Below are 24487 nucleotides of genomic sequence, written 5' to 3' on the forward strand. Positions count from 1 at the left end.
CATAAATCGGAGTAATCATGCGCCGCATGGACAAACTTCGCGCAATGCAGACGTTCGTGGCCATCGTCGATCAGGGCAGCCTGAGTGCGGCGGCACGCGCGCTCGATTCGTCGCTGCCCGCCGTGGTGCGGACGCTGGCGGCGCTGGAAACTTCCCTGGAAGTACGGTTGCTCAATCGTACGACGCGCCGCATCGCCCTCACCGAAGAGGGGCGCACCTACCTCGACACCTGCCGTCAGATCCTCAGCGAGCTACACGAGGCCGAGGCGCGGCTGGCGGCGCGTCACGAAGCGCCTAGCGGCACGCTGGTCGTCACCGCACCGGTGCTGTTCGGGCAGATGCACGTCGCCCCGGCGATGTGCCGGTTCCTGCGCGCGTACCCGAACGTCAAATGCAGGCTCCTGCTCAACGACCGTGTGGTGAATCTGTGGGAGGAGGGCATCGACGTCGGCATCCGGATTTCGCCGCTCGACGACTCCACGCTTGTCGCGCAGGGCATCGGGGCGATTCGCCGCGTGGTGGTCGCGAGTCCCGCGTGCATCGCGGAGCAGGGCGAGGTGACGCATCCGCGCGATCTGCTGGGCAAGAACTGCATCCTCTCGCATGGCGGCGGTTACGGCCAATGGCGTTTCTGGGAAGGGGGGAGGGAGTTCGTCGTGCCCGTCGACGGCAACCTTGAAATCAGTCACGGCATGACGGCCGTCGAGGCCTGTGCCGACGGCATGGGCTACGGTTGCTTTCTGTCGTATCAGGTAGCGCAGGCGATGGACGAGGGGCGGCTCGTGCGCGTATTGAAGGATTACGAAGGACCGGCGCGACCGGTGAATATCGTCTATCCGCATGCGCGCCTGTTGCCGTCGCGCACGCGTGCGTTTGTGGAGTGGATGAAGCGGGAGTTGCCTGACGTGGCGACGCGGTGGCGTTGAAGAAGTCGCGTCGAACCGGTCGACGAGCGGACGTCAGATAAAAGAACGCGGAAAGCGACGGAGCCGCTTCCCGCTAAAAAAGCCCGCCGACGCCAACCGGCGGGCCGCTTCGTTCTTTTGTCAGTTCAGGCGACGATCAGTCACGGTCTTCGCGCCAGCCACGGTGCCAGCCGCGATCGTGACGACGTTCTTCCCAGCGGCGCTCGCGCCAGTCGTCATAGCGGTCGCGACCGTAGTACACGACCGGCTGCGGCGCCACAACGACCGGTGCGGGCATGCCGAGATAGAGGCCGACGTCCACGCGCGCCGAGGCGGCGGTGGAAGCGACGGTGGCAGCAGCGCCAAGGGCAGCGATGATCAGAATGCGTTTCATGGTGTCCTCCATGAGTCCTGCTTTTGTTGATTCGGTAGTGGCGTTGGCCACGTTGTTGAAACCGTTGAAGCCAGTCTAGCGATGGCCTCGCGTAGCAGGTGCAACGAGTGTGTTGGGGATGTGTCGTTTTGTAACGCCGATGGACGAGGCGGCGTCGACGAAAAAATCGGGCGCAGAAAACACAAAAGGCGTCACACGAAATTCGCGTGACGCCTTTTGCATTTAATCGTTGGTAGGCTCGATTGGATTCGAACCAACGACCCCCACCATGTCAAGGTGGTGCTCTAACCAACTGAGCTACGAGCCTAGAAAGACCGCGAGTATATGGGGTATTTCTGAAGCTGGCAAGCGTTTTGCGAAAAAATCTTAACGAAACGCGCGTGGATGCACCGTCGCGTGCTCATTCTCCTCGCTTGGTGGCGGCCCCCGAAGCGCCCCGCTTCGGCTTGATGCGCACCCAGATGCCCTTGTTGCCGCCGCTGCCCGAGCGTTGCTCCACGTCGAACAGCCCGATGGTCGCGACCAGATCGCTCAGTTTGCCGAAGCCATAGTTACGTGCGTCGAAGTCGGGCGCTTGCTTCGCGATGTGACTGCCCATCGCGCCGAGGCTGGCCCAGCCGTCTTCGTCCGACACGCCGGTCACGGCGTTGCGCAACAGCCGAACAAGCCGTGCGTCGCGTTTGAGTTCGGCGGCGCTGCGACGCTTGCGCGGCGTGGGCGCTTCGTCGTCGTCCGGCTCATCGTCCTGGCGCAGCAATTCGGTGTAGATGAACTTGTCGCACGCGGTGACGAAGGGCTGCGGTGTTTTGCGCTCACCGAAGCCGTACACGATCAGGCCCTGCTCGCGAATGCGCGATGCGAGCCGCGTGAAGTCGCTATCGCTGGAGACGAGGCAGAAGCCGTCGAAGCGCCCGGTGTAGAGCAGATCCATCGCGTCGATGATCATGGCGCTGTCGGTGGCGTTCTTGCCGACCGTGTAACGGAATTGCTGGATGGGCTGGATCGAGTACTCGAGCAGGCACTTCTTCCAGCCGTCGAGATTCGGTTTGGTCCAATCGCCGTAGATCCGCTTCACGCTGGCGACGCCGTACTTGGCGACTTCGGTGAGCAGACCTTCGACGATGGCGGGTGCGGCGTTATCGGCGTCGATGAGCACGACGAGCGTGGGGCCTTGAGCGGCCACCGGTGTTGTCACGGTCATGGCGGGGTTCCTTGGACGCAAAGATGTGTCGGATCTTTCGGATCGGTCGGACGCTTTGCATTATGACCCGGAACTGTGACCGCCATGCCTCATATGCTTGGGAGAGGCTAACGCGTGCCTCGCTGCCCCAGCGGCGCGAACCACAACACGCCGATGCCGACGAGCAGGCTCACCGCCGCGAACATCAGCCCCGAGGTGAACGAGTGCGTCCAGTCCTTGAGCACGCCGACCACGATGGGGCTCAAAGCAGAACCGAGGTTGCCGACCGCATTGATGACGGCCAACCCCAGCGCGCGGGTGTGCGGCGCGAGGCTGCGGTCCGGCACCGTCCAGAAGATCGCCATCGCCGTGTACGCGCCGGTCGACGCCATCGCCACCCCCGCGAGACGCAGCGACGGTTCCGGTGCGAAGCACGTGACGACCCAGCCCGCAGCGGAGAACAGCATCGGCAACACGAGGTGCCAGCGTCGCTCTTGCAGACGGTCGGAGCGGCGTCCCCACCAGATCATGCCCGCAATGGTGCACACGGACGGGATGGCGGCGAGCAGACCGATGGTGACGTTGCTGCTCGTCGTGCCGAAGCTCTTCACGATCTGCGGAATCCACAGCGACGCCAGCGAGAGCGTGTTGACGAGACAGAAGTACCCGAGCGCAAACTTCGCAACGCTCGGCGTGCAGATCGCACGCCACATGCTGGTGTTGGCGCCCGACGTACCGGACGTCGCGCTCGCTTGTCGTGCCGTCGCTTCGGCACGATCACGTTCGATCATCGCGCCGAGCGTCTGCTTCTCGGTGGCGCTCAGCCAGCGCGCGTCGGACGGCTTGTCGTCGAGATACCACCAGGTGACGAGGCCGAGCAGTACCGTTGGCAGGCCTTCGAGCACGAACAGCCATTGCCAGCCAGCGAGTCCGGCCACGCCGTCCAGACGCAGCAGATAGCCCGATGCAGCAGCACCGAGCGCCGACGTCACCGGCATCGCGATCATGAACCACGCGTTGGCGCGTGCGCGTGCCGCAGACGGGAACCAGTCGCCCATGTACAGCAGCATGCCCGGCAGGAAGCCTGCTTCGGTAATGCCGACGATGGCGCGAATCAGATAGAGGCTGGTGGCGTCATGCGCAAACATCGTCGCGCTCGATGCCAGGCCCCACGCGATCAGAATCGCGCCGATCCAGCGACGCGCGCCGAACTTCACGAGCATCAGGTTGCTCGGTACGCCGCACAGCACGTACGTCAGATAGAAAACCGTCGAGGCCATGCCGAACATCGTGCTCGTGAGCCCGAGGTCCTGACTCATCGTGAGTGCTGCGAAGCCGACGTTGATGCGGTCGAGGAACGAGAACAGGAACAGGACGAACAGAAAGCCGAGCAAACGCCGCGAGATCTTGCGCACGACGGCGCGCTCCATCGCTTCGCTGGCGACGCGATGAACCGGGGCGTCTGCAGGAATGCGGGCGTCGGGTACGGATGCGGCAATACCGCCGGTAAGACCGGCGGCGGGCGTGATACGACTCATGATGGGTGTCTTCTCCAGCGCTCCCCGCCTTGTTTGATGTGGCGGTGTTTTGAGATGGGGTCCGCCATCGGGGGCGGACGCCGAAAGGAACTGAACGAACGATATGAACGATTGGGCGTCGCGTACCGCCGTCAGGCGGCTTGCAACTGCGTGCTGCTCTCAGCCTGCGTGATGAGATCGATCACGCGTTGCGGATAGCGGATCTCGTTGGCGAGCAGCAGCACGACTTTGGCGAGCAGCAACTCGCGCTTGTCCGCCGGGGCGGCGTCGATGGCCAGCGCGAGTGTGTCGTAGATGTCTTCGAGGCCTGCGATGGCGGTTTGTTGAGCGGTCATGACGAGCTTCCTTGGAGAGCGGGGCGTTCAGGCGAGCGCCGTCGCCTGCGCAAGGGCGCTGGCCAGACGCGAGGCGTCGAGCTGCAACCAACGGGCGCAGATATGGTGATCGGGGCGTACGAGGTACGCCGTGCCATCGGCCGCGCCGTACTTGGCGGCGGCGTGGCCTGTCGGGTCGGGCAATGTGAGGTCGGCACCCGCCACGGTGTTTTCGGACAGCGCGAAGGCGATGACCTTGACGGGCACGCCACGCTCGCGCCACGTCACGATGGCCTGACGCAGCGCGTCGTCGAGCGGCGCATCGCCGAACGTCACGAGATGGAACGCCGCGCCGAGGTGGTCGTAGAGATAGTCGTTCTCAGCGAGCTTCACGTTCGGTGTCGGTGCGCCGACGCTCGGGCCTGCGGTCATCGTCGCGTTGTCGTCGTTCGGACTGTTGAGCGGCGAGTGACGATAGTCGTGCGCGCGCGACGTACGCCAGTGGAACAGCGGACGCACGAATTCATGATCGAGCGAGAGATCGAGCACGGCGTCGCGCAGCACGCGGAATCCATGTGACGGCGGCGTCATGAAGCGCGTACTCTTGCCCGCTTCCGAAATGATCTCGCGTGCAGCGCCCACGCGGTCGTGCGTGTACGACGCCAGCAACGGCGTCGGGGCCGCGCCCTTGACGACAGCCGCGAGTTTCCACGACAGATCGATGGCGTCCTGAAAACCGGTGTTGGCCCCGCGCACGCCGAAGATCGGCAGCAAGTGGGCCGCGTCACCGGCGAAGAGCACGCGCCCATGCACATAGTCGGGCAGCGTTAGCGCGCGCGCCGAGTACACCGAGCACCAGTCGAGTTCCCACGGCTTGCCGCCGAGACCCATCATGTCGAGTTGTGCGTTGATGCGCGCGCGAATCGTCTCCGGTTGCAGCGCGTGTTCGGACGTCTCATCGACTGGCAACTGATAGTCCACTCGCCAGATCTCGCCCGGCTCACGATGCATCAGCACGGTGTTGCCCGGGTTCCAGTCGGGGGCGAAGAAGGCAAGACGCTCGGTCGGCAGATCGAGATCGATGCGAATGTCGGCGATGACGAAGCGGCCCTCATAGCTCGCGCCTTCGAAGCGCAGGCCGAGCGTCGTGCGTACTGTCGAGCGCGCGCCGTCGGCGGCGACGAGCCAACTCGTGCGCTGCGTGTACTCGCCCTCGGGCGTGTCGATTTGCAGCGCGACACCGTCGTCGTCCTGCGTCAGTCCGGTGAGCTTGTTGCCCCAGCGAATCTCGACGAGCGGCTCGCGCTCGATGGCGTCGACCAGATAACTCTCGAGCACGTTTTGCTGGAGGTTGATGAGCGGTGCGAAGCGGTCGTCGTCATCGACGGGCGACTCCATGCGAAACACGCGCTGGCCGCGATAGTACGAGTTGCCGCTCGTCCACGGCAGACCGTTGGCGACGACGGCGTCGGCCACGCCGACCGCTTGCAGAATCTCCTGCGAGCGACGCGTGAAGACAATCGCGCGGCTGCCTTCGGAGACTTGCTGTTCGGCTTGCAGCACGACGCAGCGCACACCGTGACGCGCCAACGCCAACGCCGTGACCATGCCGATCGGACCGCCGCCCACGATGGTGACGGGCACGGCCGGGGCGTCGCTCTGCGGCGCAAAATGGGGATAGACGCGATACGTGTGATACAGCGACGCGCGCGGGGTGGTTTCTGGTTTATGCATGGTGATGCGGCACCCGAAAAGCCGCTCGGCGCGTGTGGGGCGAGGCCTCTTGTCAGCGGGGAGGCGGCGCAGGCACGGCGCGCAAATGACGAGGAACGTCATCGAGCATTTAGTTGCTAACGCAACAATTCTAGTGTGCTAAGGTTGCGTTCGCAACCAAATATCGACCCATTTCGTCTAGGGGAAAACACTGAAATGCGGCCATCCCACAAATCGCTCGACCAGTTCCTGACGTACAAGATGCACCGCCTGATGAAGCAGCACGACAGGCGCATTGCGCAGTCGTACGCGGACGGTGCGCAGTTGAGTCTGGCGGAATCGCGCGTGCTGGCGGCGGTGGGCACGGCCGGGGCGTTGTCGAACTCGGAGCTGGCGCGCCGGGCGAATCTGGACAAGAGCCAGGCGAGCCGTGGGGCGGACGGGCTGGTCACGCGCGGGTTGGTGCGCCGTGCCCCGGACGAACACGACGGCCGCGCTGTGAAAGTGACGCTCACGCCGGAGGGCGAGCGTGTCTGGCGCGTGGTGATCGACGCCGCACGCACGCATTACGAACGACTGTTCGAAGCGCTGAGTGACGACGAGATGCGCGTGTACGAACTTCTGCTGGACAAGCTGCTGCTGCGTTCGGATGAACTTGATGAGCTGGAGTGACTTGGCACCACAACCACGCCGCGCGCGTCGGCACCATGAAGAAGGGCACCCGAAGGTGCCCTTTTTTTATCGCTGAGGTCTAACCCGATTACGCAAAGTTCAGCGTCTTCGTCAGATCGCCCGGCGGGTTCGTGCCGCGCGCTGCGAAGGCAGCGTTGCGATACGCGATGCCCTCGAGCGTCGGCAGGTCGTGCAGACGCGTGACGAAGCGCAGGACCGACGTGGTGTCGTAGAACGTGTGATCGACGTTGCCGCGCTTGGCGAACGGCGACACCACGATGGCCGGAATGCGCGAGCCCGGACCCCAGCGGTCGCCCTTCGGCGGCGCCACGTGATCCCACCAGCCGCCGTTCTCGTCATACGTGATCACGACCACCATGTTGTTCCACTGCGGCGACTTCATCAGGTGCGCAAGCACGTTCGCCACGTGCTGGTCGCCGGACTCCACGTCCGAATAACCGGCGTGCTGATTCAGGTTGCCCTGCGGCTTGTAGAACGTGACGGCAGGCAGCTTGCCTGCAATCGCGTCGGCGATGAATTTGTTCGAGATCGGGCTGTCGCCTTCACCGCCATCGCGCAGGTGTTCCTCGCGTGCTGCCGTGCCCGGTGCGAACTGGGCGAAGTAATTGAACGGCTGGTGGTGGTACTGGAAGTTCGGCTTGTCCGCGCCGCCCTTGTGGTCGAGCGCCGATTGCCATGCGCCCGCATACCAGGCCCACGACACACCCTTCGTCGACAGCAGGTCACCGATGGTGGCGTAGTTCTGCGGCGGCAGCGTGGCCGGGTTCGAGGGGTCGGCGAGATGCTTGTCGCCCGATGCGGCGGGCTTGATCGGCGACGGCTGATACGCAGGCATCATCGTGTTCACGGCGAAGTTGTCCGGTGTGATCGCACCGTCGCGCACGAACTTCGGCTTGCCGTCGGCCGCCGACGCGGGCGAGTCCGGCGCAACCGCGAGACGCACACCCTGCGGACCGTCGGCCAGCACGGCGACCTTGTCCTTGGCCGGGCTCTGCGCGGCGTTCGGATACATCGGCGGGCGCGCCGTCACAAGGAACTGGTGGTTCAGGAACGAGCCGCCGAAGGCCGCCATGAAGAAGTTGTCGCACATCGTGTACTGCTGCGCGATCTTGTACATGTCGAGCGTCTTGGCCGTGTCGCCGTAGTAGCCCATCACCAGACCGCCCGAGTCCGCCCAGGCGGCGAACTCGTTGTTCGCGCCGTCGTTGATCTGCATCTGGTTCTGCCAGAACAGGTGCCACAGGTCGCGCGTGATGACCGACTCCGGCAGCAGCTTGCCCTCGGTGTCCTTGAGCATGAACGGTGCGTTCGGCTGGCGCGCAATGTCCTTCTCGGTGATGTGGTACTTCTTGCCGCCGATCATCTGCGAGCGCGGCACCAGACCGTCGAACACGGGCGGCAGCAGCGACATCGGCGTCTTGCCGTCGCGATCGAGCTGCGTGTAGCTCGATGCGGCCACCTTCGAGAGCGGCTTCTCGATGCCGGGGAAGTCGGCGAACAGGTTGTTGAAGCTGCGGTTCTCGAGATAGATCACGACGACCGTCTTCACATTGGCCTTGAGCTGAGCGTCGAACGTGCCGCCTGCGGCGACGGCGGTCGGTGCACCGGCACCGCCTTCGGTCGCGCAGCCGCTCAGCGACGCGCCAGCGGCACCGGCGGCGCCAATGGCGGCCAGACCTTGCAGAATGCGGCGACGCTGCGGGTTCGTCGGATCGTCGTCGTGCGAGAGGTCGGCGTCGAGTGCCGGATCGTGCGGCTGGGGCGTGGTGTCGTGCGTCATGATGTCCTTGTTTGACGTGTCGGGCAGTGGGGCGCGCGTGAGCGCCCGCGACCGGTCGGCAAGGACTGACGGGCAGGGTCCGCAGGTAACTCAGGACCCTTAACGTGTCGGCTTGCCCGGGCGGGCGAGGCAAGCGACGGTTTTACGCGGGGAATGTGACATTTCGGTGACATCGCCGAGGCGTCACGCAATGTGAAACAGGTCGGGGTCGGCGCGTTTGCAGATCGCGCCGGTTCGGCGGGGACGTGACGTGCTGAACCTTAATGAGACGATGAACGTGACGACGGGCAAAAAGCGGCGCGTTCGGATCGACTAGGCCGCCCGACGTCCCGGATAGCCCGTGTCCTGAAAGAGTCCGGTCTGGAATTGCTCCACCAGATCGTCGAGCAGCGCGCGCAGGGCGCTGGGCATCTGCTTGCGCGAGATGTACACGCCATAGACGGTCATTTCGCGCGGCACGTAGTCGGGCAGCAGCGCGACGAGCGAACCGTCGCGCAGATGCGGCAGGGCCGAGTAGACCGGCTGCATTGAGATGCCTGCGCCCGCGAGCGTTGCGGCGAACACCACGTTCACTTCATTGGCCGACAGATTGCCGCCCACGGGGACGCCGAGCGGCACGCCGTCATGCGTGAATTGCCAGAGGCTCTTGCCGAAGTAGGTGTACGTCAGACAGTTGTGGAGCGCGAGGTCTTCGGCGCGCGTCGGTGTGCCGTGACGTTGCAGATAGGACGGCGCGGCGCAGATGACGGAATGGCACGTCGCCAGCTTGCGGGCGATGAGACCGGGCGACGGCTCGGTCGTCACGCGAATGGCGAGGTCGATGCGCTCGTCCACCAGATCGACGGTGCGGTCCGCGACCACGAGATCGATCGCGACACCCGGATGCTTCACGATGAAGCGCGTGACCGCCGCAGCAAGAAACGCCTGACCGAGCGACGTGCTGCACGCAACGCGCAACAAGCCACGCGGCGTGCTGTCGGCGTTCGACGCGCATGCCAGATCGTCGGCGATGCCGAGCATTTCGCGACAACGCGGCAGGGCGTCGTTACCGGCGTCGGTGAGGCTCACGGCGCGGGTCGTCCGATGCAGCAAGCGGGTGCCGAGCCACGCTTCGAGTTCGGCGAGGTAGCGCGAGACCATCGCCCGCGACATATCGAGCCGCTGCGCCGCCGCCGTCAGCGAGCCGCGCTCGGCCACTTCCGTAAAGACCCGCATCGCCGTCAGACGGTCCATGATTTGCTCGATCGATGCAACAAAGTGATCGTCATTATGGGCTTTTTTTGCGCGAGTGGCGCGACTACGATGGCAATCATGGAAAGCGCGAAATCGTCCTGAACGTTCGCGCTGCAACACACAGGAACCTCGTTATGACCTCAGCCACGCCGCAAACCGCCCCTCAAGCCACGTTGCATTACATCGCCGACCCGCTGTGCGGCTGGTGCTACGCCGCCGCGCCGCTCGTGCGTGCCGCGCGCGACTTGGCCGGTCTTGACGTCGCGTTTCACGGTGGCGGCATGATGGCCGGTCCGAACGCCCAGCCCGTCACGCCGCAGTTGCGCAACTATGTCATGCCGCACGATCACCGGATCGCAGCCCTGACCGGCCAGCCGTTCGGTGACGCTTATTTCGAAGGCCTGCTGCGTGACGGCACCGCCGTGTTCGATTCCGCCCCGCCCACGGCAGCCGTGCTGGCAGCCGAAGCGCTTGCGGGACGCGGCCTCGACATGTTCGCCGCCGTGCAGCGCGCCCATTACGTCGACGGCAAACGCATTGCCGATCGCGACGTGCTGATCGATCTCGCGGCGGACCTCGGGCTGGATCGCGATGCTTTCGGCAAAGCACTCAACGCCCAGGACGCCAACGCGCTCATGCAGCACTTCCGTGACAGCCGCGCATGGCTCACGCGCATGGGCGGCAGCGGCTTCCCGACGTTCGCGCTGGAGATCGACGGCCAACTGGAACGGCTCGAACCCGGCCGCTATCTCGGTCAGCCGGACGCGTGGCGCGACGCGCTTCGCGAGCGCCTGCTGGCGGTGCAGCCCACCGCCATTGGCGACGCTGGCGCATTGCCCCAGTGCGGCCCCGACGGCTGCGCAATCTGAATTTCCCGAATTTCACCCGCAAGTCACCCCCTCATCCGCAGGAGCATCCTGATGAAAGTCGCATTGATTGGTATCACTGGCCGCGTCGGAACGCGCGTTGCCGAAGAACTGCTGCAACGTGGTCACACGGTCACGGGCATCGCCCGGAATCCGGAGCGCGTCGAAGCTGAGAAAGGTCTCACCGTGGTCAAGGGCGACGCGTCCGATCCGTCGTCGCTCGCGCCGCTGCTCGCCGGTCACGACGCCGTGATCAGCGCCGGTCGCTTCGTCTCGATGGACGCCGCCAAACTCGTCGACGCCGTGAAGCGTGCGGGTGTGCCGCGCCTGCTGGTGGTCGGCGGTGCGGGTAGCCTCGAGATCGCACCGGGCAAGGCGCTCATCGATACGCCGGAATTCCCGGACGCCTACAAGCCCGAAGCAAGCGCCGGTCGTGTGTTCCTGGAAGTGCTGCGCGCCGAGCCGAAGGATTCGTCGCTGAACTGGACGTTCCTGTCGCCGTCGGCACTGTTCGAGCCGGGCGAGCGCACGGGCAAGTTCCGCATCGGCGGCGACGGACTGCTCGTCGATGCGAACGGCAAGAGCTGGATCTCGATGGAAGACTACGCGATTGCGCTGGTCGACGAGCTTGAGAAGAACCAGCACCCGCGTGCGCGTTTCACGGTCGGTTATTGAAATGCGGAAGGCAGGTGACGCTGACGCTCATGTCGATCAGCGCGCCTGCCGGAAAGTGAGGTTGTAACGCACGGCTTGCGCGTCGAAGCTGCCTTCGACGCTCGCAATGCCGTGATAGACGAGTCGCGAGGGACCGCCCCACACGACGACGTCGCCTGGCTCCAGCCGCACGCGCCGTGTGCGGTCTCCCCGTTGCAGGCCGCCCCACAGAAAGACAGCGGGCAAGCCCAGCGAGACGGACACGATAGGCGCGCCCAACTCGCGCTCGTCGCGATCCTGATGCAACGTCAGTCGCGCGTCGAGCGTATAGCGGTTGATGAGGCACGCGTCGGGCGAGAAATCGCGATACCCGGCCGCTTCGGACGCATCGCTTGCGAGCGCGACGAACGACGCAGGCATCGCGGGCCACGGTTGCTTCGAGAGCGGATCGTGCGTGCCGTACCGATAGCCCATCTTGTCGCTGATCCACCCTACGTCCCCGCAATTGGTCATGGCGACCGACATCCGCTTGCCGCCCGGCGTCAGCCAGTGACGCAACGGCGCCTGCGCAATCACCGAATCGATATCCGCTTGCAGCGTTGTGAGACGCGAACGCGCAAAGCCGCGCAGCACAAACGCGCCCGGGCCGAGTTCGTCGGTTTGCGGGGCGTGGGTAGTGTCGTCGTCGGCATCGTTGCCGAAGAGGTCGAGCGTCATGGCGATGTCATGAGGGCCGGAGGATGTCAGGTAGCGTCGTGCAAGATCACACCGAGCGTGTGGCGATGGCCGCTGCGCACACGGCTCACGCCGTGCCGCATGTTCACGCGATACACGCCGCGTGTACCGTTCACCGGCCGGTGATGCACCGCGAAGACGACGGCGTCGCCGCGCGTGAGTGGCACCACTTCAGCACGCGACTGCATGCGCGGACGTTGCTCGGTCAGCACGAACTCGCCACCGGTGAAGTCCTCGCCGGGCTGCGACAGCAGAATCGCTACTTGCAACGGGAAGACATGCTCCCCGTAGAGATCCTGATGCAGGCAATTGTAGTCGCCCGCTTCGTAACGCAAAAGCAAGGGTGTCGGGCGGCGCTGATCGGCGTCGTGGCATTGCGTGAGATAGGCGCGATGCGTCGGCGGATAGTGCGTGTCGATGCCCATCACCTTGTACCAGCGGTGCGCAATGTCGCGCAGCGGCGCGTAGAACGCTTCGCGCAATTCGGCGACGAGCGACGGCAGCGGGTAGGCGAAGTACTGGTACTCGCCTTGCCCGAAGCCGTGACGCGCCATCACGATCCGGCTGCGAAAGCGTTCGGACGTCGGTGTGGTGCCGGTACGTCCGTTCGTCTCTCCGTACATTTCGCACAGCGCTGCGCACTCGTCGGCATTGAGTAGATTCGGAATACGCGCCGCGCCGAAAGCGTTCAGTTCGACTTCCAGCGCGGCCCAGTCGAGCGACGTGATGCGAGCGCTCACAGCTTCACCTTGGCAGAGCGATGGTCGCTGTCGTGTCGCTCGCCACGCTCCTCATGCTCGTGCACGAGCAACGCGCGTTTGCGCTCCACGCCCCAGCGGTAGCCCGACAACGCACCGTCGTTACGAACGATGCGGTGACACGGAATCGCCACGGCGAGCGTGTTGGATGCACACGCCTGCGCTACAGCGCGCACGGCACGCGGCGAGCCGATGCGCTCGGCGATGTGGGCGTAGCTCGCCGTTTCGCCCGCAGGCACGTCACGCAACGCTTGCCACACGCGCTGCTGGAACGCGGTGCCGCGCACGTCGAGCGGCAACGACAGGCCGATGTGCGGCGATTCGACGAAGCCGACCACCTGCGCGACCCAGCGCTCGAATTCGGCATCTGCGCCGACGAGTTCCGCCTTGGGGAAGCGATCTTGCAATTCGCGCACGAGCGCGTCCGGATCGTCGCCCAGCGAAATTGCGCATAGACCGCGCGAAGTTGCGGCCACGAGCAGTGCACCCAGCGAGCATTGCGCCACGGCAAAGCGGATCGACTCAGCTTTGCCGCCTGCGCGGAAGGCCGCTGGTTTCATGCCGAGCAGGGCGTCGGCACTGGCGTAAAAGCGGCCGTTGGAGTTGAAGCCAGCGTCGTAGAAGGCCGACGTGACGCTCTCCGCGTCGGGCAACGCATCGCGCACGCGTTCTGCGCGGCGAGCGTTCGCATAGCCACGTGGTGTCACCCCCGTCACCGAGCGAAACAGTCGGTGAAAGTAGTGCTGGCTGAGTCCGGCTTCAGCCGCGAGCGTTTCGAGCGACGGCGGCACCTCGGCGGCCTCGATGCGGCGGCAGGCGGCCGTCACCAGCGCGGCATGACGCGCGTCGAGCGCGCCCTGATCGGGCTTGCAGCGTTTGCAGGGACGAAAGCCTGCACGCTCGGCCGCTGCCATATCCGTGTGGAACGCGACGTTCTCGCGGCGAGCCAGTCGCGCGCCGCACGACGGACGGCAAAACACGCCGGTCGTGCGCACGGAGTAGAAGAATTCGCCGTCCGCCTGCTTGTCGCGCGCCACGACGGCGGCCCATTTGGCGTCGTCGGTGGCATAGCGAGATGTCGCCGGACCCGTGCGCGCATCCGACGACTCTTTGTGCGAGGCGTCGTTGTCGTGCGGGTCGCGGTGCTTGGGTGACGGACGTTTGGCGGTCATAGGATAGAAGTGCATCACAAGGATCTCCCGAGGGCTGATGACTGGCTTTCAGTCTAGGGAGACGGTCGCGATGCTGCGCTCCGTTTCTTGCTATCGAATTCGAAGTCCTTCGTCAGACGCCCGGTGGCATGGTCGTGCCGAGCTTCGCGGCGAAACTCATCACCATCACCAGCACGAGCGCCTCGATCGCGACCACGCGTGCGAACGCGCTCGTATCGAGCGCCGTGTCGCCGGTGTCGAGCGCCAGACGCGGCAGAAAGTGCCAGCGGTTCCACGCGCCCAGCAACGCCGCGCACGCGACGAGGACCAGCTTCGTGATCAGCCACGCCGTATACGGGGCATTCTGCGCGCTGAACCAGAGCGACGCATTCTCACCAAGCGTGCGCCACGCGTTGAACGCGCCGGTGACGAGTGCGACGAGCATCGCCAGCGTGGCGACCGACGACAATCGCTCACCGTAGGCGGCGCGTGCCCCGACGGGCCAGTGACGCCAGCCCGGGATCACACATCCGGCCACTAGCACCACGCCCGTCCACGACGCCGCCGCTGCCACGTGCAGCGTATGCACGCCGATGGCAAGCCACGGCATCGACGCATCTGCGGCATGCCCCGTGCTCGCGCGCGCTAGCGCAAGAATCACGGCACCGGCGGCATAGACCCACCGGCCATAACGTTCCTGAAGATGTTCGCGACGGTGATGCCGGTCGCGCGGATCGTCGGCAATCGGCATGACGGCGCGCAGACGCCGCCGCGCTTCGTACCATGCCCACGCGCCCGCACACAGCAGCGCGGCACCGATTGCGGCCACCCATTGCGCGCGACCGAAATGCGTCTGCGTGAGCACGACCCACACATCGCTGAACATCGCCGACGAATCTTCCCAGTCGCCTCCCGTCATCGCCTCGGTGCTTGCCAGCACATAGGCGATCCACGCGAGCACAGCCAAACCGGCCGCGAACGCAGGCAGCACGCGCCGCGTGAGGCCACTGCGCACCGCGTGCGGGCTGCGCAGCAGCAACACGCCGAGGGCCAGCGCCAGCGCGAGATTCAGCAAGCCCGCCGTGGCGGGCTGCCAGGTGCCTGCGGCCAGTTCCGCTGGCATCACTTCACGGTGAACTTGAAGCTGCCTTGGGTGCGGTGACCGTCGCTCGCCACGGCCACCCAGTTCGCCTGATATTCCCCGGCGGCAAGTGTCGGGACGGCGAGCGTGAGGGTCTTGCGGGCGGCGTCGAGTTCGGGCTTGGCCTGCGTGACGGCGTTGCCCTTGGCGTCGACAACGGTGAGCTTCGAGAGCGCGCCTTCGAGCGCCGAGTCGAACGTCACGCGCACCGCCTTGGGCGCCTCGACGGTGGTCTGCGCAGCAGGTTCGCTCGACGCGATGTGCGCGTGCGCCCAGACCCCCTGCGACAGGCTGGCCAGCCCGATGGCGACCGCAACGGTGAGACCCCGCGTCGCGCGACGCAGCGCACCGGTTGCGCGACAGGCCTGAACAGCGGAGGAAGCGATTTTGGAAGTGCGCATATCGAATTTGGCTAAAGAGACGGGAACATTGCGGCCATCCGGCAGCGGCGGCACGCGAGGCGTGTCGAACTGCATGAGCCAACCGTCAGGGGCAATGGCGCGTGAAGCGCGCCGCTCGCGCAGTATCGCAGACCTTGCAGACAGGCGCAGCAGCCCGCCGGTTCCACCGCCGGACGCGTTGCGCGGCATCGTGTCGGGCCCTTGCCCGGGGTGTTGTCCAGACCGACGTCTCCACGGAAATCTGTGGGTTATGTGCAACTGAGTTGCAAAACGGGGTCACTCGCCGTATCATCGCGCCATATTGCAACTCTGTTGCATTTAATCGGCTACTGAATTGGCCACGCGATGTCCGGTGTATGGCTGGCATCGCCACGAATGCGCGCCGACGCGCCTGCGACGGCGTGACGCTGCGCCGGTCCCCCCGACGGCGCGCGCCAGCGGCGTCACGCTTCGCCGTACCGGTCAACCCAGGCACCGGTGCGGTGACACCCGCCTCCAGTGGGGCGACGTCGGCGCGCATCCTTCGGGCGAACGCCTGCCCCACAAGACCACAGGACTTTGTTGTCATGACTCACCCTCTCTCCCAAACCGGCGCTGTCAGCGCTGTCGCCGGTACTGATCGCCGTTTGCCCGTCACCGTCCTTTCCGGATTCCTCGGCGCCGGTAAAACCACGCTGCTCAACCATGTGCTGCGCAATCGCGAAGGCTTGCGCGTGGCGGTCCTCGTCAACGACATGAGCGAAGTCAACATCGATGCGTCGTTCGTCGAGCGTGGCGCAAGCAACGCCGGAGCGGCGCTCTCACGTACGGAAGAGCGCCTCGTCGAGATGAGCAACGGCTGCATCTGCTGCACGTTGCGCGAGGACTTGCTGATCGCCGTACGTGAACTCGCGCAGGACGGTCGCTTCGACTATCTGCTGATCGAATCGACGGGCATTGCCGAGCCGATGCCGGTGGCCGCCACGTTCGAATTCCGCGACGAAGCGGGACAGTCGCTTGCCGACATCGCGCGTCTGGACACGATGGTGACCGTCGTCGACGCTCTGCACGTGCTGAAGGACTTCAACGGGCTGGACACGCTGGCGCAACGCGGTGAAGTTGCAGGCGACGAGGACGAGCGCCGTCTCGCAGAGCTGCTGACCGAGCAGATCGAGTTCGCCGACGTGGTCGTGGTGAGCAAGGTGGATTGCGTCGATGCGTTGCAACTCGACGCCGTCAAAGCATTGATCACCGGCCTCAATCCGTCGGCCAAAATCGTGCTGGGCGAACGCGGTCAGGTGCCGCTTAACGAAGTGCTGGGCACTGGCTTGTTCGACCCCGTGCGCGCGGAGCAGATGGCCGGTTGGGCACAGGCGCTCGTGGGCGAACACGATTCCGAAATGGATACCTATGGTGTGACGAGCTTCGTGCTGCGTCAGCGCGAGCCGATGCACCCGGCGCGTTTCGCGGCGTTCATGTCGATGCCGTTCGACGGGCTGATTCGCGCGAAGGGCTATGTCTGGGCGGCAAATCGTCCGGCATGGGCGCTCGCGTATTCGCGTGCGGGCAATACGGCGACGCTGGAGTCGGTCGGCCAATGGTGGGCCGCGGCCGATCCGGACTTGTGGCCGCCTGTCGGCGACCCGCAACGCACGGCCATCGAATCGAACTGGGAAGCGCCGTGGGGCGACCGCATCAACGAAGTCGTGTTCATCGGACGCGATCTGGATCGTGAGTCCATCGAAAAGGCATTCCGGGATTGCCGCCTGAGCGCCGTCGAACTTGCGCAAGGCGATAAAGCGTGGCGTGACGACGAGCACGCGCTGCCGCTGGAAATGGCCGACGAGGCGTGAACGCATGAGTCGTACCCATGCGGAGAAGCCCGTAGCGGCACGCGAGCGCGCGTTAAAGCGGACGCCTGAACCGTCAGAACGGGGTGCGCGCGCACACGTCACCACCGAGACACGGGCCCAGTTCACGTTGTCGCGCAGCTTTGTGTTCGAGGCGGCGCACACGCTGAACCGCCGCGACATCGATCCGCCGAGCATGGATGCGAGTCGTCGCATCCACGGGCACAGCTATCGCGCGACGGTGGAAGTCACGGGCGCGCCGATGGGTGAGTCGGGCATGGTGCTCGATCTGGCGCAGCTCGACGCGGCCCTCACGCGCGTGAGCGAGCGCCTCGACCATCGTCTTCTGGACGATGTCGCCGGGCTCGGTCCTGCGACGCTGGAGAATCTCTGCGCGTTCATCTGGCGCGCACTCGCACCGCATCTTGTGGGGCTGTCGCGCGTCACCGTCAGTCGCGATGCGCGCGGAGACGCCTGCTCGCTCTCCATGCGTGAGGCATGAAGCGCGCGTGCTTGTCGACGCGCGTTCGCATTCGTCGACATTAGAAAAAGATGCGACCGGCACCGTGAGGTACCGGCCGCGTGGGCACCGAGGGAAGGCGGTGCCCGAGGTGTGGCGCACGGCGGGAAGCTGCCCGTACGCCACGACCACCGTTGCCGACCAGGCCGGACTGCACCTTAGAAATCAGGCGTTTCCACCGGACGCAGGTCGAACACAAGCACTTCAGCGTCGTTGCCACCGGACAGCGTGAGTGCCGTCTCATCGCGCACTCGCACACCATCCCCTTCACCCAGCGCCACACCGTTTACGCTCACACTGCCGCGTGCAACGTGCACGTAGGCGTAGCGGTTCGGCGCGAGCGTCAGCGTGGCCGATTCGTCACCGTCGAACAGCCCGGCATACACGCGCGCATCCTGATGGATGTGCAGCGAGTTGTCGCTGCCGTCCGGCGAGATGATCTTGCGCAGCTGGCCGCGCTTTTCTTCCGCCGTGAAGCGTTGTTGCTGATACTCCGGCGCGATGCCCGTCTGGTTCGGCACGATCCAGATTTGCAGGAAGTGCACCGAATCGGTCTTCGAGTGGTTGAACTCGCTGTGCGCCACGCCACGGCCTGCGCTCATCAATTGGACGTCGCCCGGCTCGATCACGGAACCCGTGCCCATGGTGTCCTTGTGTTCGAGCGCGCCTTCGAGCACGTACGAAAAGATCTCCATGTCGCGGTGCGGGTGCTTGCCGAAGCCCTGTGCCGGCGCCACGCGGTCGTCGTTGATCACCAGCAGATCGGAGAAGCCGACTTGCTTCGGATCGTAGTAATTCGCGAACGAGAACGTGTGGTGCGAGTTCAGCCAGCCATGGTTGGCAACGCCTCGGTCTGCAGCTTTTCTGATGTCCAGCATGATGGGCTCCTGTCACTTCATCGTTTGGTTAGGAGGCTGTGTTGGCCTCGATGAATGACATTTTAGAGTCCCCATCGAGAACCGCAATCCGTCTGATTTGCGAATTATTGTCTCGTTATGGTTGTCAATTGGTGGCAGCCGATTCGGCGTGTTTTCCGCTCGGACATCGGACGATTCCGATCGAACGGGGTACAAAACACCGAAAGTGGGCGTGAGCGCCCCGCAGGACGCCCGTGCTGCGGCGCGATGTGCGAGACTACGAGCCTTCTTTCGAAAGGCCAGACGACCGGCCAACCGGCGGCAGCCTGCGCTCACGAAGCATGGGCGGCCGTGCAAATGTTCGATTCCGTCACGATCCACCTCTTACTGGAGCATCGCCATGAGTCGCAGTTACGCATTCCGTATCGTCAACGTCTTCGCCGAATCCACGTTCGGCGGCAATCCGCTGTGCGTGTTTGAGGACGCCCGCGGCATGAGCGACGACGAGATGCGATTGCTGGCCCGTCAGTTCAACCTGTCCGAGACGACGTTCATTCTTCCTTCGGAGACGGCCGACGCTCATGTACGTATCTTCACCCCCGGCTACGAAATGCGCTTCGCGGGCCATCCGACGCTAGGTACCGCGCACGTGCTGCGTTCCTTGCGCGGCCTGGGCGATAACGTCACGCTGCAGTTCGCCGCCGGTCTGGTGCCGGTGCAGGCACAGGGCGACCACTGGACGCTGACCGCACCGTCGTCGGGCGAGCCGAAGATTCAGAAAGCCACCGAAGCGGATTCGGATATCGCAGCGCTCGTGCGCCTGAGCCGTGACGATCTGGCGCAATCGCCGCAGTGGGTCGATACCGGGGCCGATCAGTTGCTGATTCCCGTGCGCGATGCCGACGCCGTCGCCCGCGCTCAGCCCGATAGCGCCAAGCTGGAACGCTGGCCGCTCTCGAGCCTTGAGCGCAAGACGGGCTACGTGTTCTCCATCGACGACCGACAAGGCAACGAGTTGCAGGTCACGGCGCGTTACTTCTTCACCACGCAGGGTGGCGGTGTCAGCGAAGATCCGGGCACGGGGTCGGCATGCGCCAATCTGGGCGGCTGGCTGATCGGGCAGGGCTATCCGTTGCCTGTGCGTGCGCGCGTGTCGCAGGGCGACGCCATCGAGCGTGCGTGCCGTCTGACGCTCGAAGTCACCGCGGATCGCGAGATTCGTGTGGGCGGCAACGTGATCGAAATCGCGCGTGGCGAGGTCACGCTGTAAGAGGAATACCGTCGTATGTACGCTTTGGCAGCACCGGTCGAGACCGAGCTGGAGATCAGAAAGAGCCGGTTTATCGGCATCGTCATGCCTGTGGCGTCGCGCGAAGCGGCCATGCGCGAACTGGATGCACTGCGGGTGCGCTATCCGAACGCCACGCATTACTGCTGGGTGCTGTTGTGCGAGGGAGCATCGGGATTCGACGACGACGGCGAGCCGGGAGGCACCGCCGCCAAGCCGATGTACAACGTCCTCATGCACAAGGGGCTGGCGAACGTGTTCGCGGTCGTGGTGCGCTACTACGGCGGGATCAAGTTGGGCGCGGGTGGGCTGACGCGCGCGTACGGACAAGCGGTGAGCGAAGCGCTAAAGCTCGCAACGCTCACCGCCGTCGAACCGACGGTGGAACCCCGTTACCGCTGTTCGTTTGCTCACGAGGCGACGCTGCGCCGAATAGCGGAGCGTCACGCCGCAGAGGTGCTCGACGCCGCCTATGACGACGCCGTCACCCTGCGTCTGCGGCTCAAGGTGCGCGATGTCGAAGCGTTCGAGGCCGACGCCACCGAAGCGCTCAGCGGCGGCCTCGTGCGAAGCGACGACTGACGAGGCGACTCGTCATCGCCCATCGTCGCTGCTCATCGTGCATCAGCGAACGTTCACAACCCCTCGCATGCCCGCTTCGAAGTGCCCCGGCTCAAGACACGCGAACTCCACCGTTCCGGCTTGCGTGAAGTGCCACACCAGCGTCTTGCGCTGACCGGGCTCGACCGTCACTGCATTCGGCTCGGCGTGGGTCATGCCCGGCATCTGCTGCATCATCTTTGCGTGCTCAGCGAGCGACGCCGCCGTGCCCAGCGTCAGTTCGTGACGGATCTTGCCGTTGTTAGTGACGACGAAGCGCACCGTGTCGCCACGCTTCACGGTCAGTGTGGCCGGTGAGAAGCGCATGGTGTCGCGCATGTCGACGTCGACCGTGCGGGTGGCCTGCGCGTCGTCGCCGGGCTCACCGATCGCGGCAGCCTCGCTGCTGTGGCCGTGCTGCATGTGCATGGCGTGCGGGTCGTCGGCCATCGCGGGCAGACTGAGCACAAGCGTGGCGGCACCCAGGACGAGAGGGGCGGTGACCGAGCGGTTGAACAACGATGTGAAGTGCGGACCAATCATGATTTGACTCCGGTTTTGCCTGCGCTTGCGGGCGGGCGATGGGTAGAGGGTAACGCTGAAGTGCTGCCTTGCCACGGACTTGCGACAGTGCCGCGTGGCGCGCGATACCAGCCGGGATCGCGATAGCTGTCGCGCGGCTGGTCTTGCCGCACTTTGAGGGTGGTGAACATGCCGCCCATTTCGATGGGGCCGTAGGGGCCGGTGCCCGTCATCATCGGCAGCGTGTTTTCGGGAATGGGCATTTCCATACCGTTCATCGATGCGCCGGTTTCGCCCATCGCCATGTAGTCGGGAATGATGCGCGTGATCTTTTTTGCGATCTCGCGCTGATTCACGCCGAGCATGGTCGGCACGTCGTGACCCATCGGGTTCATCGTGTGGTGCGACTTGTGACAGTGGAAGGCCCAGTCGCCGGGCTCGGTGGCGTCGAACTCGATGGCGCGCATCTGTCCGACGGCAACATCCGTGGTGACTTCCGGCCATTGCGCGGTGGGGGGCACCCAGCCGCCGTCGGTGCCCGTGACCTTGAACTCGTGACCGTGCAGATGAATCGGGTGATTCGTCATCGTGAGGTTGCCGATGCGGATACGCACTCTGTCCCCCTGACGCGCCACCAGCGGATCGATGCCCGGAAACGCACGGCTGTTCCACGTCCAGAGATTGAAGTCCGTCATCTCGTTCACACGCGGCGTGCGCGTGCCCGGGTCGATGGCGTAGGCATTGATGAGAAACACGTAATCGCGATCGACCGGCATGAACGACGGGTCTTTCGGATGCGTGACCCAGAAGCCCATGAGGCCCATCGCCATCTGCATCATCTCGTCGGCGTGCGGGTGGTACATGAATGTGCCGGGACGCTTCGCTTCGAACTCGTAGACGTACGTCTGGCCAGGCGCGATGGCGCGCTGGTTGAGACCGGCTACCCCGTCCATGCCGTTGGGCAGACGCTGGCCGTGCCAGTGCACGCTCGTGGCCTCGGGCAACCGGTTCGTCACGTACAGACGCACGCGATCGCCCTCGACGACCTCGATGGTCGGCCCCGGACTCTGGCCGTTGTAACCCCAGAGGTTGGCCTGCATGCCGGGCGCGATTTCACGCACCACGGGTTCGGCGACCAGGTGGAATTCCTTGACGCCGTTGCGCATGCGCCACGGGAGCGTCCAGCCGTTGAGCGTGACGACGGGGCGGTAGGGGCGTCCGTTGGGCGGGGCTAGCGGTTTGGCGGTGCTGGCGTCGCTGCGGGTGGCGGCATCCGGCAGCGCTGCGAGGCTGGTGCGTTCGACGGCGGCTGCGCCCACGACGGCGAGGCTGGCGTCACGCAGGAATCGTCGGCGCGAAGTCATTCTCCACCTCCGTGTTGGTGAGACTGGTGAGATGAAGCAGGCTGCGCGGAGGCAGGTGGTGTGGCGGGTGCCGATTGCGCAGATGTCGCAGCAGACGAGGGTGAAGCGACTGGCGTGGGCGCCTCCGTCTGCGAACTCGATGCAGACGATTCAGGCGTCCCGCCGCCAAGGCTCTCGCGAAACGCCGCATCGGCGAGCCAGTAATCGGACGTCGCGTCGATGTAGCCAAGGACCGTGTCGCGTTGCTCGCGTGCGTCCGTCAGCAAGTCGAAGACGCTGGCGAGCATGCCGTTGTAGCGCAGTAGCCACTCGTCGGACACCCGCTGACGCATCGGCAAAATGGTCGTGCGGTAGTGCTCGGCGATGTCCCACGCAGCGAGCGTCTGCGCGCGACGTGTGCGAACGTCCGCGCGTGCGGCAACGGCTGTGTCGGCGAGACGGTCGACGCTCTGGCGATAGCGCGCTTCGGCCCCGGCGACGCGCGTCGAACCCCAGTCGAACAGCGGCACTTCCAGCGAGATCTCGTAGCCGCGCTCGCTGGGTGAACCGGTGGCGCTGTTGTTGCGATACGCCGTGTCCAGCACGTTGACGAAACGCGTGACGCGGGTCAGACCGAGGTCGCTCGTGGTGGCATCGAGCGCAGCGCGTGCGGCGCGCACGTCGGCACGTTCGCGGATGGCTTGCGCTTCGGCGTAGGGCCAAGCGGGGCGGCTCGCGGGTAAGGCGGGCAGACGATGCGGCAACGTGAAGCTCAGTTGCTGACCCCAGAGGCCCATTTGCCGTGCGAGTTGTTCGCGTGCTGCGTTCGCCTGCTCGCGGGCGCGTGCGAGACGCGCGGCCGTATCTGCGTAGACGAGGTTCTCCTGCGTGCGCCGCATGGCGCTGAAGTTGCCTGCACGCGCCATGCCGTCGGCGAGTTCGCTGGCAGCTTGCGTGGCGAGGCTCGTCTGCTCAAGGATCTGCACGCGTTCCTGTGCGGCAACGGCGTCGATCCATGCGCGGCGTGTGAGCGTCGCCTGCTCGACAATGGCTTGCGTGACCTGCGCCTGCACCTGTGCGAACCGGCGCGCTTCGACACGTGAGGCGAGCGGCATCGTCAGGACACGGACAAAGTCGATGCCCCACGTGCGTTCGATGCTGACGTCGCCACCGCCTTGCACGCGCTGAAAGGAGAAGCGGGGATTGGGTAGACGTCCCGCCTGAACGAGCGAGGCTTCGGCAATGCCGAGTTCTGCGTACGTCGCCTGCAAGCCTCGATGGTTCAGCAGCGTGAGCTGGACGGCGGTGTCGATATCGAGCGGGTGTGCGAGTAAGTCGTCGCGCTGTTTGGCGAGCGCTTGTGCTGCGGCGTCGTCGCGTGCCCAGACGGCCGATTTGCCGAGACGTTGTTGTGTGGCATCGGCGACCGGCGTGAAACCGCCGTCGTCGCTGAACGTTGCGCAACCGGACAGCACCAGTGTGGCTATCGCGGCCATCGCGACGGCGGCCAACGGCGTTCGACGTGTGGGAGCCGTCGCTGTCGTGGATGACCAATGAGCGCTCGTCATTGCGGGCCTCCCTTTCCGCCATGACCGGCGTGAGGATCGCCAGACGTGCCGGGAGGCGACGTCATGGGCATCGTGTGCCCCATGCCTTCGTGGCCTGACTTGGCGGGTGGACTCATTGCATGCCCGCTGTGGCTGGTCATGTCATGTCCCGAATCGGACATCCCGGACATACCCGAAACGCTGGCGTTCACCATGCGCCAGTCGCTTGTCGCAACAGACAGCGCGGGCCGGGTGAAGTCGCTTAGTACGGCGGCGGATTGCGGTCCGGCAGGGGCATCGGGAGACGCGGGATCGTCGGAGACGGCTGTTGTTGTCGCCGGTTCAGCGGCGACGGCGGGTAGCGAACTCACGCCCCACAGAGATAGCGCGACGGGCACACACCAGGCGTGCCGTCGTAAGGAGAGAAACGTCATCGAAAGACTCGTCGATCTGGCGATGTCGGGCGTGGCGACACGCGCCTGGGAAGGCTGCGCGCACGGCACGGCACCGCATGTTCATCGGGCA

Annotated in this window: 25 protein-coding genes and 1 tRNA gene; 8 read left to right on the forward strand and 18 right to left on the reverse strand. The window is 65.1% G+C overall.

All coding sequences use genetic code 11. From position 1 onward, the window contains the following. Positions 1–26: 26 nt before the first annotated feature. A complete protein-coding gene (locus tag ACIQWO_RS11720) occupies positions 27–926 on the forward strand; it encodes a LysR family transcriptional regulator (protein ID WP_402823951.1) in 900 nt (299 codons plus the stop codon). A gap of 136 nt (positions 927–1062) precedes the next feature. On the opposite strand, the gene ACIQWO_RS11725 is transcribed toward ACIQWO_RS11720, so the two are convergent. From ACIQWO_RS11725 to ACIQWO_RS11750, 6 genes are all read right to left on the reverse strand, one after another. Beyond that, entirely contained in the window at positions 1063–1299 is a 237-nt protein-coding gene (locus ACIQWO_RS11725; protein ID WP_402823535.1) for a hypothetical protein, read from the reverse strand. 230 nt (positions 1300–1529) lie between these two features. Further along, positions 1530–1606 (reverse strand) — tRNA-Val (locus tag ACIQWO_RS11730). Positions 1607–1699: 93 nt separating this feature from the next. Further along, complete coding sequence (locus ACIQWO_RS11735; RefSeq protein WP_402823538.1) at positions 1700–2500, reverse strand: NYN domain-containing protein; 801 nt, start codon at positions 2498–2500, stop codon at positions 1700–1702. A gap of 107 nt (positions 2501–2607) precedes the next feature. After that, positions 2608–4017 (reverse strand): MFS transporter, encoded by a 1410-nt coding sequence (locus tag ACIQWO_RS11740; protein ID WP_402823541.1) that lies wholly within the window; start codon positions 4015–4017, stop codon positions 2608–2610. 131 nt (positions 4018–4148) lie between these two features. Next, positions 4149–4352 carry a DUF2783 domain-containing protein gene (locus ACIQWO_RS11745; RefSeq protein ID WP_402823544.1) on the reverse strand — a complete coding sequence of 68 codons (204 nt, stop codon included), beginning with the start codon at positions 4350–4352 and terminating at the stop codon, positions 4149–4151. A 27-nt stretch (positions 4353–4379) separates the two neighbouring features. Continuing rightward, on the reverse strand, positions 4380–6065 hold the full coding sequence (locus tag ACIQWO_RS11750) for an FAD-dependent monooxygenase (protein ID WP_402823547.1): 1686 nt from the start codon (positions 6063–6065) through the stop codon (positions 4380–4382). Between the two features lie 195 nt (positions 6066–6260). On the opposite strand from ACIQWO_RS11750, the gene ACIQWO_RS11755 reads away from it, so the two are divergent. Further along, the gene (locus ACIQWO_RS11755) at positions 6261–6716 is read left to right on the forward strand and encodes a MarR family winged helix-turn-helix transcriptional regulator (protein ID WP_402823550.1); all 456 of its coding nucleotides are present in this window, start codon (positions 6261–6263) and stop codon (positions 6714–6716) included. Positions 6717–6804: 88 nt separating this feature from the next. Here ACIQWO_RS11755 and ACIQWO_RS11760 read toward each other — a convergent pair whose 3' ends face one another. Both ACIQWO_RS11760 and ACIQWO_RS11765 read right to left on the reverse strand, forming a co-directional pair. Next, positions 6805–8517 (reverse strand): acid phosphatase, encoded by a 1713-nt coding sequence (locus ACIQWO_RS11760; RefSeq protein WP_402823553.1) that lies wholly within the window; start codon positions 8515–8517, stop codon positions 6805–6807. 312 nt (positions 8518–8829) lie between these two features. Then, on the reverse strand, positions 8830–9750 hold the full coding sequence (locus ACIQWO_RS11765; RefSeq protein ID WP_150660970.1) for a LysR family transcriptional regulator: 921 nt from the start codon (positions 9748–9750) through the stop codon (positions 8830–8832). A 134-nt stretch (positions 9751–9884) separates the two neighbouring features. Between ACIQWO_RS11765 and ACIQWO_RS11770 the strand changes: the two genes are divergently transcribed. Then, positions 9885–10619: a DsbA family protein gene (locus ACIQWO_RS11770; protein WP_402823557.1), complete on the forward strand. Its 735-nt coding sequence runs from the start codon at positions 9885–9887 to the stop codon at positions 10617–10619. A 51-nt stretch (positions 10620–10670) separates the two neighbouring features. Further along, entirely contained in the window at positions 10671–11291 is a 621-nt protein-coding gene (locus ACIQWO_RS11775) for an NAD(P)-dependent oxidoreductase (protein ID WP_402823560.1), read from the forward strand. A gap of 36 nt (positions 11292–11327) precedes the next feature. Here ACIQWO_RS11775 and alkB read toward each other — a convergent pair whose 3' ends face one another. The 5 genes from alkB to ACIQWO_RS11800 form a co-directional block, all read right to left on the reverse strand. Beyond that, positions 11328–11987: a DNA oxidative demethylase AlkB gene (gene alkB, locus ACIQWO_RS11780; RefSeq protein WP_402823563.1), complete on the reverse strand. Its 660-nt coding sequence runs from the start codon at positions 11985–11987 to the stop codon at positions 11328–11330. Between the two features lie 26 nt (positions 11988–12013). After that, a complete protein-coding gene (locus ACIQWO_RS11785) occupies positions 12014–12745 on the reverse strand; it encodes a 2OG-Fe(II) oxygenase (protein ID WP_402823566.1) in 732 nt (243 codons plus the stop codon). Then, positions 12742–13950, reverse strand: a complete 1209-nt coding sequence (gene ada / locus ACIQWO_RS11790) for a bifunctional DNA-binding transcriptional regulator/O6-methylguanine-DNA methyltransferase Ada (RefSeq protein ID WP_402823569.1) — start codon at positions 13948–13950, stop codon at positions 12742–12744. The genes ACIQWO_RS11785 and ada overlap by 4 nt, the downstream gene beginning before the upstream one ends. Before the next feature lie 97 nt (positions 13951–14047). Beyond that, the gene (locus ACIQWO_RS11795) at positions 14048–15037 is read right to left on the reverse strand and encodes a copper resistance D family protein (RefSeq protein ID WP_402823571.1); all 990 of its coding nucleotides are present in this window, start codon (positions 15035–15037) and stop codon (positions 14048–14050) included. After that, positions 15037–15645, reverse strand: a complete 609-nt coding sequence (locus ACIQWO_RS11800; protein ID WP_402823573.1) for a copper resistance protein CopC — start codon at positions 15643–15645, stop codon at positions 15037–15039. The genes ACIQWO_RS11795 and ACIQWO_RS11800 overlap by 1 nt, the downstream gene beginning before the upstream one ends. A 377-nt stretch (positions 15646–16022) precedes the next feature. On the opposite strand from ACIQWO_RS11800, the gene ACIQWO_RS11805 reads away from it, so the two are divergent. Further along, on the forward strand, positions 16023–17288 hold the full coding sequence (locus tag ACIQWO_RS11805; RefSeq protein ID WP_402823575.1) for a GTP-binding protein: 1266 nt from the start codon (positions 16023–16025) through the stop codon (positions 17286–17288). Between the two features lie 4 nt (positions 17289–17292). Then, complete coding sequence (locus ACIQWO_RS11810; protein ID WP_402823577.1) at positions 17293–17787, forward strand: 6-pyruvoyl trahydropterin synthase family protein; 495 nt, start codon at positions 17293–17295, stop codon at positions 17785–17787. A 176-nt stretch (positions 17788–17963) separates the two neighbouring features. On the opposite strand, the gene ACIQWO_RS11815 is transcribed toward ACIQWO_RS11810, so the two are convergent. Next, positions 17964–18683: a pirin family protein gene (locus ACIQWO_RS11815; RefSeq protein WP_046290521.1), complete on the reverse strand. Its 720-nt coding sequence runs from the start codon at positions 18681–18683 to the stop codon at positions 17964–17966. Positions 18684–19062: 379 nt separating this feature from the next. Between ACIQWO_RS11815 and ACIQWO_RS11820 the strand changes: the two genes are divergently transcribed. Continuing rightward, complete coding sequence (locus tag ACIQWO_RS11820) at positions 19063–19932, forward strand: PhzF family phenazine biosynthesis protein (RefSeq protein ID WP_402823581.1); 870 nt, start codon at positions 19063–19065, stop codon at positions 19930–19932. Between the two features lie 15 nt (positions 19933–19947). Beyond that, positions 19948–20532, forward strand: a complete 585-nt coding sequence (locus tag ACIQWO_RS11825; protein WP_402823584.1) for an IMPACT family protein — start codon at positions 19948–19950, stop codon at positions 20530–20532. A gap of 42 nt (positions 20533–20574) precedes the next feature. Here ACIQWO_RS11825 and ACIQWO_RS11830 read toward each other — a convergent pair whose 3' ends face one another. From ACIQWO_RS11830 to ACIQWO_RS11845, 4 genes are all read right to left on the reverse strand, one after another. After that, positions 20575–21000: a plastocyanin/azurin family copper-binding protein gene (locus ACIQWO_RS11830; RefSeq protein WP_402823954.1), complete on the reverse strand. Its 426-nt coding sequence runs from the start codon at positions 20998–21000 to the stop codon at positions 20575–20577. Between the two features lie 89 nt (positions 21001–21089). Continuing rightward, the gene (locus ACIQWO_RS11835) at positions 21090–22436 is read right to left on the reverse strand and encodes a multicopper oxidase family protein (protein WP_402823587.1); all 1347 of its coding nucleotides are present in this window, start codon (positions 22434–22436) and stop codon (positions 21090–21092) included. Beyond that, the gene (locus tag ACIQWO_RS11840; RefSeq protein ID WP_402823590.1) at positions 22433–23983 is read right to left on the reverse strand and encodes a TolC family protein; all 1551 of its coding nucleotides are present in this window, start codon (positions 23981–23983) and stop codon (positions 22433–22435) included. The genes ACIQWO_RS11835 and ACIQWO_RS11840 overlap by 4 nt, the downstream gene beginning before the upstream one ends. Continuing rightward, the gene (locus ACIQWO_RS11845; protein ID WP_402823593.1) at positions 23980–24396 is read right to left on the reverse strand and encodes a hypothetical protein; all 417 of its coding nucleotides are present in this window, start codon (positions 24394–24396) and stop codon (positions 23980–23982) included. Before ACIQWO_RS11845 ends, ACIQWO_RS11840 begins: the two co-directional genes overlap by 4 nt. Positions 24397–24487 lie beyond the last annotated feature (91 nt).

The sequence above is a fragment of the Pandoraea sp. NPDC090278 genome, from assembly GCF_044772185.1.
GTDB lineage: Bacteria > Pseudomonadota > Gammaproteobacteria > Burkholderiales > Burkholderiaceae > Pandoraea.